The organism is Noviherbaspirillum sedimenti, from assembly GCF_003590835.1.
GTDB lineage: Bacteria > Pseudomonadota > Gammaproteobacteria > Burkholderiales > Burkholderiaceae_D > Paucimonas > Paucimonas sedimenti.
This window is the reverse complement of record NZ_QYUQ01000002.1, coordinates 588,219-599,899: the sequence shown is the minus strand read 5'-3', so window position 1 is coordinate 599,899 and position 11,681 is coordinate 588,219. Positions and strand designations below refer to the sequence as shown.

Sequence of the window (11,681 nt, the reverse complement as noted above, 5' to 3'; positions counted from 1 at the left end):
CCGTCATCCAGCACACTTTCAGACAGAGGTGTCGAGGGACTATTAATTTACATCCTCAATTCAATGCCGAGACCAGCTGCGGCACGATCTCGAACAGGTCGCCCACGATGCCATAGTCGGCCACGCTGAAGATCGGCGCTTCGGCATCCTTGTTGATGGCCACGATCACCTTCGAATCCTTCATGCCGGCCAGATGCTGGATGGCGCCCGAAATGCCCACCGCGATATACAGCTGCGGTGCGACGATCTTGCCGGTCTGGCCCACCTGCCAGTCGTTAGGCACATAGCCGGCGTCCACCGCGGCGCGCGAAGCGCCCATGGCGGCATTGAGCTTGTCGGCCAGCGGTTCGAGGATCTTGAAGCTTTCACCCGAACCCATGCCACGGCCACCCGAGACGATCACCTTGGCGGCGGTCAGTTCAGGACGGTCGGATTTCGCCACTGCGCGCGAGATGAACGCCGACTTGCCGAAATCAGCCACGGCCGGAATGGCTTCGATAGCAGCATTGCCGCCAGCCGCTGCGGAGTCAAAGCCGGTGGTGCGCACGGTAATGACCTTGATCGGATCGATCGATTGCACAGTGGCAATCGCATTGCCGGCATAGATCGGCCGCTCGAACGTGTCGGGCGCATCGACTTTGGTGATTTCGGAAATCTGGCCCACATCCAGTTTGGCCGCCACGCGCGGGGCAATGTTCTTGCCATAGGCGGTGGCGGGGGCGAGGATGTGCGCATAGTCTTTCGCCAGGGCGAGGGCTTGCGCGGCAATATTCTCGGCCAGGCCATCGGCAAAGTGCGCGGCATCGGCCACCAGCACTTTACTGACGCCAGCCAGCTGGGCGGCAGCGGCGGCAGCAGCACCACAATGGTGGCCAGCAATGAGGACGTGGACGTCGCCACCGCACTGGAGGGCAGCGGTGACGGTATGGGCGGTGCTGCCCTTGAGAGAAACATTATCGTGTTCGGCAATGACGAGTGCAGTCATGATTTTCCTGATGAAATGTTTGGTCTGAGCGAGATTGACGCGGGTGCTCAGGCGGCTTGTTGAATGGGATACTCATCGGCATGGTCGACCTGCTTCCAGTCCAGCTGGTGCCGGATCTGCCTGGCATCGGGCAGCGGCGCCGGGCTTTTGCGCCGGTTGGCAAGCCATTCCCGGATTTGCTCTTTGGTGGGCTGGTGAATGTTTTCCATGACCATGGTTCCTGTGCAGTGCGAAGAGAACTAAATGACGCGGGCTAAATGACCTTGGATTCGTTCTTCAGCTTGGCGACCAGCGTGGCCACGTCCGGCACGATGATGCCGGCGGAGCGCTTGGCTGGCTCGACCACTTTCAGGGTCTTCAACCTTGGCGCCACATCCACCCCCAGATCGGCCGGCTTGACCACGTCCAGGGTCTTTTTCTTGGCCTTCATGATGTTGGGCAAGGTCACGTAGCGCGGCTCGTTCAGGCGCAGGTCGGTGGTGACAATGGCCGGCAGGGCCAGCGACACGGTTTCCAAGCCGCCATCGACTTCACGGGTGACAATCGCCTTATCGCCTTCGATCACGACCTTCGAGGCGAAGGTGGCTTGGCCCCAGCCCAGCAGGGCGGCGAGCATCTGGCCAGTCTGGTTATTGTCGTCATCGATGGCTTGCTTGCCGAGGATGATCAGTTGCGGTTGCTCCTTGTCGGCCAGGGCTTTCAAGAGCTTGGCCACGGCCAGCGGCTGCAACTCGGCATCGGTTTCCACCAGGATGGCGCGATCGGCGCCAATCGCCATGGCAGTGCGCAGGGTTTCCTGGCATTGCGCAACACCGCAGGACACGACGATGACTTCAGTCGCCTTGCCGGCTTCTTTCAGGCGCATGGCTTCCTCGACGGCGATTTCATCGAAGGGATTCATGCTCATCTTGACGTTGGCGAGTTCGACGCCCGAGCCATCGGACTTGACGCGCACCTTGACGTTGTAGTCGACCACGCGTTTGACTGGAACTAAAACTTTCATGTGACACTCCTGCGAATAAAAAAGCGGACCACCAGAGTGGCCCGCGAAAGCACCCCAAAGGAGAAGGGATGTGAGACATCTGTCCACGTAAAAAACAAATTACTCGATTATCTTGACCAATGCTTAAATATTGCCAGACGTCATAATAGATGGAAGCGCTTGCCAAGGCGCGCCATCTCGCGCATGCGCTCCGTCGGTGCATAACAACCACCCAAGCTGGCATATGCAGCACATTTTTCAAGTATGCGTTCTAGTCCAACCAGATCGGCGTATTTAAGGGCGCCGCCAAAATGCCGTGGGAAGCCAATTCCGAGCACCAGGCTCATGTCGATTTCGGCTGCTGATTCGGCAATACCCTCTTCAAGACAGAGCGCCGCCTCTATCACCATTGGCAACATCATGCGGTCAATGATTTCTTCGTCACTAAAGTCACGTTGACCAAGTGGCTGAATCTCTGCCAGAAGCGCATAGCTGTCAGCTGCAAGATGTTTTTGCAAACGACCATTCGCATCGGCCTCATAACGATAAAATCCAGCGCCAGATTTCTGTCCATAGCGCTTTTGCTCCGCCATGACGGCAACAGCATGCCGAAAACCGATTTTCATGCGGTCGCCGTAACCCGCAGTAATGACCTCGATGACGTGATTGCTGGTATCCATCCCAATCACATCCTGAAGATAGGCAGGACCCATCGGCCAGCCAAAGTCTTCCATGACCTGGTCGATGCGCCGGAAATCGGCGCCATCGCGGAGGAGTGTCACAAATGAGACGAACTGAGTGGTCAGGATGCGATTGACCAAAAATCCCGGGCAATCCTTGACTACCACAGGCGTTTTCCCCATCGCCATGGCATATCCAGCAATCCTTGCCGCAGCTTCATCACAGGTCTTCGGTCCCTTGATGACCTCGACCAGGGGCATGGCGGCCACCGGATTAAAAAAGTGCATGCCGACGAAATTTTCCGGCCGAACCAGCGCCGTACCGAGTTCCGCAACTGACAGCGAAGACGTATTGGTAGCAATCACGGTACTTGGCTGGACTCGACGCTCCACGTCGGCCAGAACACTCTTTTTGACATTCAGGTTTTCAACGATTGCTTCCACAACCACATCCACGGAATCGAAACCATTGAATTCAAGCGTAGGTTCAATAGAGGACAGTACAGCGTCAGCCCGGGACTGGCCTATACGACCTTGGGTGACTTGCTTCGCAAGCAGCCTGCGCGCCTCACCAATACCCAGGTCCAGTGCGCCTTGGGCGATATCTTTCATGACGACCGGAACGCCACGTACAGCAGACGTATAGGCAATACCGCCACCCATGATGCCAGCTCCGAGCACTCCGGCTCGTTCGACTTTGCATGCAATTGTCGTATAGCCTTTGCCCTTTTTCTTGATAGCTTGCTCATTGATAAAGATTTGCGTCAATGCCTGGGCGGTGCCCGTTGTCGCAACACGGACAAAAGTCTCGTTTTCCAGCATGAGCGCATCATTGCGTGACATGTTAATGCCGCGTTCAATCAATTCGACAACAGCCAATTTTGCAGGATAATGACGGGTACCCTTTGCTGCGGTAGTTTTGGCCAGGTCGAAAACGGCAGCAGTGGCCTCTGACGTTACCGGACCGAAGCGCGCGGCCCGCTTCGCTCTCCATTCTCCACTTTCCGCAACCCGCACCAACAGCGCCAAAGCCGCTTCTCTTAGTAATGTGATCGGTACCGACCGATCGGCCACGCCGGTACGAAGCGCGGTTTCAGCGCCCTGCTGTTTGCAAGTCACAATCCATTCAATGGCAGTTTTTGCACCTGCAAGTCGGGGCAAGCGCACCGTGCCTCCATAGCCCGGGATAATACCCAGGCCAACTTCCGGCAAACCCACCTTGGCTGACTCCGCGATCACTCGGTAGTCCGACGCCAGTGCCATTTCGAACCCACCACCCAGGGCAAGTCCGTTGATTGCCGTGACGATTGGGACGGCCAAATCCTCGAAGCCGCAAAATACGGCGTTCTGACTGCAATTAAGCTCAGCGAGCTTCGAGGCTTGGCCGGCGAACAAAGGCGGAAACTCGAAGATATCGGCACCAACTATGAAATTTTCTTTGGCGCTCGACACCAAAATGCCGCGAATACCGTTTGCCTTGCGTATCGCGTCAGTCGCTTCTTTCAACTCGGCTACCGTTTGCATATCGAACTTGTTAACCGCGCTATGGGTGCGATCAAAGCATAGTTCTACCAGACCATCAAACAGATTAATTACGCGTAGCGCGTGACCTTGGTACATGTCGTTCCTTAAACTTATTATTGATCCGGATCTGCTGACGCTAATTGCCTATCTCAGCTACAGCACTCCCACCGTCGCGCTTGCCGCACTCGCTGCAAGGCTATTCAGGTCGACATGCACATCCTCAAGTTGCGCAGCAGTCGCGACAACGCCCTGAGCGACGAGCTTCTTTCCGAAAACAAAATCACGAGCCGCATTGATGCAGTCGAGCGCAATAATCTTGCCCTTGCGTAGATAGACCACGCTGAAGCTGCGATTATCAGGATTGCCACGAACCACGGTTTGGTCATACCCTATATTTAATCCGACGGTCTGCAGCTTGAGATCGTATTGATTCGACCAAAACCAAGGTACGGCAGAATAAGAAGCCTGCGCTATGCCAATGATGTTTGTCGCTACGACTTTTGCCTGATCGTTGGCGTTTTGAACCGACTCCAGCCTCACTCTTGCGCCATCGGCAAAGGCATTGACATAGTTTACACAGTCACCCAACGCATACACATCCAGGAGCGTCGTTCTGCACTGTGCATCAATATCGACGCCATTGGTACAGACCGCACCAGCATCCATCAGCGCGGAAACTTCAGGTATTAAACCAATTCCAACGACCGCCATATCTGCCGGCAATACTTCTCCGTTCGACAAAAGCACACCAGCGATACGTCCTTTGTCACCAAGCAGCGATTCGATCGATGTCTTTGTGAGGATTCTTACGCCATGCCGCCGGTGCTCTTCCTCGTAAAAAGCCGAAACGACGGGGGAGGTTACCCGCGCAAGCACGCGATCCTGCGCCTCAATGACACACACCGATTTTCCTGCCTTAGCGAGAATAGCCGCTGTTTCCAACCCGATGTATCCGCCGCCGATGATCACGACATTCTTTGCGTGGACAACCTCATCCCGCATGGCATCTACCTGAGCACGTGTGCGTACGACATGGATGCCGGCCAGATCGGAACCCTTGCAGACAAGCCGCCTGGGTTGCCCGCCCGTTGCCCAAACCAAATGCCTGTACCCGAATTGTTCGCCACTAGCACAGCGCACCTGGTGCGCTTGCGCATCGACTGACGTCACGCGCAATCCAGTCTTTAAAGCAATTTCTTGCTCTATCCAGAATGCCTGAGGGCGCAACAAGAGTTGGTCCACGGAAGTCTCCCCGGCCAGATAAGCTTTTGACAATGGCGGACGCTCGTAAGGCGCATCGACCTCGTCACCAATCATACCGATGGAACCCTTGAATCCTTGCTGACGTAGACTTGCAACAATCTGCGCCCCGCCATGACCAGCCCCAACAACCAATACGTCGTATGTATCCATGACCGCTTCTCGCGCAAAGAATTAATAATGACGGCTCAGTATTGCGACTTTGGTAGTTCTACAACAAGACCATCCAGCTCATCGCTAAGAACCACCTGGCAACTCAGTCGGCTAGTCGGCCTCACGTGAACTGCGGCACCTTCCAGCATGACATTCTCTTCTTCGCTCGGTGCCGGAATCTTGTCGACCAAAGGTCCGTCAATATATACATGACAGGTCGCACACGTCAGGCAGCCGCCGCATTCGGCATCGAGGCCCCCGGTGCCGCCATCAATTGCAGCTTTCATCAGCGAAACACCCGCTGCTACCGCAACTTTCTTGAGTTCCCCATTTGCAAGGATAAAAGTAATATTCGGCATTTGAACCCTTTCTTAAAAACAAACATGCAACAATGCATGAATAACTTTACGCCATATACACCACTTAGTCAACCTAGTTAATTATGTTATGGCGCAATTCGATTATTTCTTTTTCCGTACCTCAGCATTATCGCCGTCGGTTTCGTGCGATAACCTTCCGTTCAACATTGGAACGACATCTGATCAGGTACGATGAGACTTCCTACTACGGTACAAATAAAACAAGCAGCTAAAAGTTCACAAAGAGCACGAAAATAAGCCTGCATTCAGAATCCATGCAGGCTTATTCTCCATACGCATCGCAACTACCAGCTACTTATCCCAGCATTGTGTAGACAGATTTTGTCTCAAGATAAGGCTCAATCCCTTCAATACCATGTTCGCGCCCCCAGCCGGATTGACGGAAGCCGCCAAACGGCATGGACTTATCAAGAATGCCGTAGCAGTTAATCCAGATATTCCCTGCCCGGATAATTTGTGCGGCTTTATGTACAGTCGACACATTGGATGAAAAGATTCCCGCTCCGAGGCCGTACGGAGAACTATTGGCTATATGGGCGACGTCATCCAGGTTATCAAATGGCATGGCAACCAGAACGGGGCCAAAAATCTCCTCGCGCACAATACGAATATCCTGCGCATTCTGGTTGGCAAATACGGTCGGTTCGACAAAATAGCCTTTGTCTCCGAACCTGGCGCCACCACTTAACAATTCAGCACCTTCCGTGATACCACTCTCTATGTAACTCAGGACGCGTGCCATCTGTTTTTGTGACACCAGCGGACCCAGCTGCGTCGCGGCGTCAAGCCCGCTGCCCAAACGCATTTCTTTTGCTGCCTTGGCAATGCGGTTGACCACCTCATCAAAGATTCGACGCTGTACGTACAGACGTGATCCTGCAAAGCACACCTGGCCGCTGTTCGCAAAAATGGCCATAATACAAGCAGGAATAGCACGCTCAAGATCCGCATCGTCAAACAGGAAAACCGGGGACTTGCCGCCCAGCTCCAGCGTCAGCCGCTTGAGGTTGCCCGACGCAGCCTGAACCAGCCCCTTGCCGACCTCAGTGGACCCCGTAAAAGTAACTTTATCCACGCCTGGATGATTTGCTATTGCCGCGCCGGCAACCGAGCCAAGGCCAGTGACGATATTGATTAGCCCACGTGGCAGGCCGGACGCAGCGATCAGCTCTGCAAAACGGAGTGAAGTCAGCGGCGTCTGTTCCGCGGGTTTACATACAAGGGCACAACCAGCGGCAATGGCCGGAGCAATCTTGTTAATCAAGGTAGCCAGCGGCGCATTCCAGGGCGTGATTGCACCGACCACTCCGACCGGATCCCGCTGGGTATACGCATGCATCTGCCGCCCGCCTCCAGAAATATTACTGGTAATACCATTAAGCTTTGTGCACATGCCCGCATAGTAACGCAGGCCATTGATGGCACTATTGAGGCTTGCACGTGCGAACACCAGAGGCATGCCGTTGTCGATAACCTCCAACTCCGAAAGCTGGTCGATATTGGCCGCAACGGTATCAGACAGTTTCCACATGGTTGCAGCTCTATCTGCCGCCGTGTAGCTCGTCCAGGCACCGGAGTCGAAACAGTGACGCGCGGCGCGCACAGCACGGTCAATGTCTTCTGCATCGCCTGCAGGCGCCTGAGCGATTACCTGCCCGGTCGCCGGGTCTTCGACATCAAATGTTTTACCTTTAGCAGTACCGACCAATTCGCCGTCAATCAGCAATTTGTTTGCGTATTTCACTGTAATTCCTTTTTCGAAAGTGATCAAACCTCATCTTGTTCAGAGAAGCCAGCGATCGGTATTTCAATACATGATCACGGAACGCACCGATTCGCCGCTGCGCATCATGTCAAAGCCATGATTAATCTCTTCCAGATCCAGCCTGTGCGAGACGAGATCATCCAGTTTTATCTCACCGCGCATGAACATGTCGACGTAGCGGGATACATCCTGACGCTTTGCGCCGCCCATGAGGGAACCGGTCCAGCGACGTCCAGTAACAAGCGTATTTGGCAGTGTGGTGAGCTCTTTTCCTGCTTCCACAACTCCGATATTGACCGCCAGTCCCCATGCCGGATTGGTCGCCTCCAGAGCCAATGCCATCAGTTTAGGCGAGCCGACACATTCGAACGCGTAATCCAGGCCCATTCCAGTCATCTGGAACAGATGCGATACCAGGTTGTCCACTTCTTTCGCATTGACGAAGTCGGTTGCGCCCATCCTGCGCGCAACTTCTTCCTTCGCTGGATTCATGTCAATGGCAATGATGCGGCCGGCGCCTGCAAGCCGCGCGCCTTGGACAACGCTTAACCCAACGCCACCTACGCCGAAGACACCTACAGTTGACCCTGGCTTCACCTGGGCTGTGTTGAGTGCAGCGCCAATACCAGTTGTCACGCCACAGCCAATGCAGCAGGCATAGTCGGCCGGGGCCTTACTGTCCACCTTGGTCAGCATGTCTTCTTTGACAACAGTAATTTCGGCAAATGTGCCAAGTCCCATGAATGTCGCGATTGGCTTCCCATCCAGGGAAAACGGCGTCCATGGCGACTGACGTCGCGCCCCGAACTGCACACACAGATTGGTTCTGCCGGATTTGCAAAAAAAGCATTCTCCGCAATCTGGAATCAGATAAGGAATAACCGTGTCGCCAACTTCAAATTCGGTCACCCCCTCGCCACAGGCGACCACTTCGCCGAATCCCTCATGGCCAAAAACGATCGGGAAGGTCACATTCCCTTTCCCTTCCATCATGGACAAATCAGAATGGCACAATCCGGTTGCGGCAAGGCGCACCATGACTTCCTTAGGGCCGGGGTCGGCAACCTCGATCACGCGGATCTGCAATGGTTCATTAGGTCCGAATGCAACTGCTGCTTTGCACGTTACAGGCATAATTTCTCCTTTTTTATACTAAATTGTGAATGGAATAATTATCGGGAAAGTCGTTCCCGGATGAAGCGGGCCACATGGTTAATCGCACGCTCACTGCCGGGAAGAACGTTAACCATCGAGAAGAAACCATGCATTTGGCCGGCATAGCGTTCAAATTCGACAGGTACACCTGCGGCAACCAGTTTCGCGGCATACGCCTCACCTTCTTCACGCAGAGGATCGAATTCTGCTGTCAGGATAAGGGTTGGCGGCAGCACCTGAAAGTTTGTGCTGCGCAGTGGAGAGGCATCAGGCTGCAGGCGCATGCAAGCATCCGGAAGATAGTGGTCCCAAAACCAGACCATAGATGCGCGATTCAAAAGCAACTGGTTTTTCGGATCCGTGTAAGTTGGACGATTGAAATCCGAATCCGTGACAGGATAGAGAAGCACTTGCATGGCTACGGACAGGCCAGCATCACGGGCGCGATGCGCCGCAACGGCCGCAAGATTCCCACCAGCGCTATCACCTAGCAGAACCAACGGAACCTGACGACCTGCTATAGCTTCGATATTGGCATCTGCCCAATGCAATGCAGCACAGGCGTCGTTCACTGCGGCAGGGAAGCGATGTTCCGGAGCGAGGCGATAATTCACTAGCAGCACTGCGCATCCAGTGCGCTCTGCGACTTTTCGCCCCAACACATCGAAGTCGTCAATGTCGCCGGTGACCCAGCCGCCGCCATGGAAATAGAGAATAACCCCAGAAGGCGCCTGATTTGGTACCAGCACGCGGACATCAAAAGCATGCTCGCCCTCACCCACGCGCACATCTTCTGTGCGTTGCATGCCGGGCCCTGTTCCATAAAGAGCACGCAGGCGCGCAGTTCCCAGACGAACTTCATCTGGCGCCATTTCCGTCAATGGCCGTGGTCGGGCCTGACTGACTTGCGCAATGAATGCTGTAGTTGCATCGTCAAGTGGCATCGTCATCCCCTTTCGAGTGCAAAACCGCTATAGTCATTTTCCGCCACTTCATCGCATTTCTTGCGGAACTGACCGACCCCACCAACGTAAGGCATGAAGACTCGAGGTTTTCCTGGAATATTGGCGCCTACGTACCAGGAATTTGCTTGCGGCAGCAACGTATTATTGGCGACATCATTCACATGCTGCACCCAGCTTGATTCGGCTTCTGCGCTGGCTTCGATCGCAGCGAAGCCTTGCTCTCTCATATATTTAAGGCAATCAACCATCCAATCCACATGCTGCTCAATCGACATCACGACATTCGAGAAAACGGATGGACTTCCAGGTCCGGTAATCATGAAGAAATTCGGGAATCCAGAAACCGTGATGCCAAGAAGATTTTGCGGGCCTGCAGACCATTTGTCCGCCAGCTTGAGTCCGTTGCGCCCGATGATATTAACCTTCAACAATGCACCGGTCATTGCGTCGAATCCCGTCGCAAAAACAATGGCATCGAGCTCATAATCCCCATTACTGGTTTTCAAGCCCGCCTCAGTTAGTTCTTCAATAGGTGACTTGCGCAAATCGACTAGAGTGACGTTCTCACGGTTGAACGTCGCGTAGTAGTTCGTGTCTACACAAATGCGTTTTGCACCTATTGGGTAATCCTTTGGGCAAAGCGTATCGGCTGTTGCAGGATCCTTGACGATAGAGCGAATTTTTCCATGCACGAAATCAACGGCAGCCTTGTTTGCTTCTGGATTTTTTAGCTGATCATTAAAGACAAACATAAACTGTGGACCGCCCTGCTGCCACGCAGCTTCAAAACGCCTTTGGCGTTCTTCAGCGGAGACGCCAAATGCCGATTGATCGCCGTGAGTGTGCAAGCCAAGTCCCTGTTGTCTGGCACGAGCACGGATATCCGCGTAGTTTTCTTTAACGTACTTTTTGAAATCAGGCGAGAGTGGTCCGTTTTGAGCCGGCACTGTGAAGTTCGGCGTACGCTGAAACACGTAGAGATGCGCTGCATCCTTGGCCACCTCCGGAATTAGCTGAATGCCTGTGGAACCGGTGCCAATAACACCGACGCGCAATCCCTTGAAATTCACTCCCCCCTCTGGCCAATTGCTGCTGTGATACCAGCGCCCCTTGAAACTATCCAATCCCTTCATCTTAGGTACGCTGGCAACACTCAAGCATCCTGTCGCCATGATAAAAAAGCGTGCCGTCAGCTCTTCGTCACGATCAGTCACTATGCACCAGCGCTTGGTGGCCTCGTCATACGTTGCCGACTTCACGCGTGTTTCGAAGTTGATATCGCGCCTGAAGTCAAACCGGTCGGCAACGTGCTTTGCATAACGCAGGATTTCTGGTTGCGTCGCGAACTTTTCCGTCCACTCCCAATCTTGTTGCAGTCCGTCATCAAAAGAATAGGAATATTCCACGCTTTCTGCGTCACACCGAAGACCGGGATAGCGGTTCCAGTACCAAGTGCCGCCGACGTCGGGCGCCGCTTCGAGTACACGCACACGCATCCCGAGTCCACGCAGCTTGTGTAGCGCGTACATGCCGCCAAAGCCTGCGCCAACGACAATGGCGTCAAACTCGCAAGCCTGGCTTTCGTTGTCTTTCCGATAATCTGCTTCACATAATTGCATTGAAACGTCTCCTTCTTTATATCAATAATTCTTCTTCATTGATCCGAAATCCGCCACGTACCAGCGGGTGGTTATCCCATTCCCAAGTATCAATATCAACAAACTACATCAACGTATATAACGTAGTTATCGTTTAGAATAAAGTATGGATTGATTTCAATGGTGCGTCAAGCCGACAATCAAGAATAAATTTGATTTGCAAAATCACACATT

Annotated in this window: 10 protein-coding genes; all 10 read right to left on the bottom strand. The window is 53.8% G+C overall.

Annotated elements, in window-relative coordinates; translation table 11 throughout:
* Positions 1–55: 55 nt before the first annotated feature.
* The 10 genes from D3878_RS02920 to D3878_RS02880 all read right to left on the bottom strand — a co-directional run bounded on the left by D3878_RS02920 (position 56) and on the right by D3878_RS02880 (position 11,468).
* The gene (locus D3878_RS02920) at positions 56–985 is read right to left on the bottom strand and encodes an electron transfer flavoprotein subunit alpha/FixB family protein (RefSeq protein WP_119784117.1); all 930 of its coding nucleotides are present in this window, start codon (positions 983–985) and stop codon (positions 56–58) included.
* Positions 986–1,032: 47 nt separating this feature from the next.
* Positions 1,033–1,194 carry a hypothetical protein gene (locus tag D3878_RS23975; protein WP_199688068.1) on the bottom strand — a complete coding sequence of 54 codons (162 nt, stop codon included), beginning with the start codon at positions 1,192–1,194 and terminating at the stop codon, positions 1,033–1,035.
* Positions 1,195–1,238: 44 nt separating this feature from the next.
* Positions 1,239–1,988, bottom strand: a complete 750-nt coding sequence (locus tag D3878_RS02915; protein ID WP_119784116.1) for an electron transfer flavoprotein subunit beta/FixA family protein — start codon at positions 1,986–1,988, stop codon at positions 1,239–1,241.
* A 140-nt stretch (positions 1,989–2,128) separates the two neighbouring features.
* Positions 2,129–4,267 (bottom strand): fatty acid oxidation complex subunit alpha FadB, encoded by a 2,139-nt coding sequence (gene fadB, locus D3878_RS02910; protein WP_119784115.1) that lies wholly within the window; start codon positions 4,265–4,267, stop codon positions 2,129–2,131.
* 57 nt (positions 4,268–4,324) lie between these two features.
* Entirely contained in the window at positions 4,325–5,584 is a 1,260-nt protein-coding gene (locus D3878_RS02905) for an NAD(P)/FAD-dependent oxidoreductase (protein ID WP_119784114.1), read from the bottom strand.
* 35 nt (positions 5,585–5,619) lie between these two features.
* On the bottom strand, positions 5,620–5,943 hold the full coding sequence (locus tag D3878_RS02900) for a 2Fe-2S iron-sulfur cluster-binding protein (protein WP_119784113.1): 324 nt from the start codon (positions 5,941–5,943) through the stop codon (positions 5,620–5,622).
* 316 nt (positions 5,944–6,259) lie between these two features.
* The gene (locus D3878_RS02895; protein WP_233556209.1) at positions 6,260–7,708 is read right to left on the bottom strand and encodes an aldehyde dehydrogenase family protein; all 1,449 of its coding nucleotides are present in this window, start codon (positions 7,706–7,708) and stop codon (positions 6,260–6,262) included.
* A 63-nt stretch (positions 7,709–7,771) separates the two neighbouring features.
* Complete coding sequence (locus tag D3878_RS02890) at positions 7,772–8,863, bottom strand: alcohol dehydrogenase catalytic domain-containing protein (protein WP_119784111.1); 1,092 nt, start codon at positions 8,861–8,863, stop codon at positions 7,772–7,774.
* 38 nt (positions 8,864–8,901) lie between these two features.
* Positions 8,902–9,828, bottom strand: coding sequence for an alpha/beta hydrolase (locus D3878_RS02885; protein ID WP_119787664.1), 927 nt, complete (start codon positions 9,826–9,828; stop codon positions 8,902–8,904).
* A 2-nt stretch (positions 9,829–9,830) separates the two neighbouring features.
* Positions 9,831–11,468, bottom strand: a complete 1,638-nt coding sequence (locus tag D3878_RS02880; RefSeq protein ID WP_119784110.1) for a flavin-containing monooxygenase — start codon at positions 11,466–11,468, stop codon at positions 9,831–9,833.
* Between the last annotated feature and the right edge of the window lie 213 nt (positions 11,469–11,681).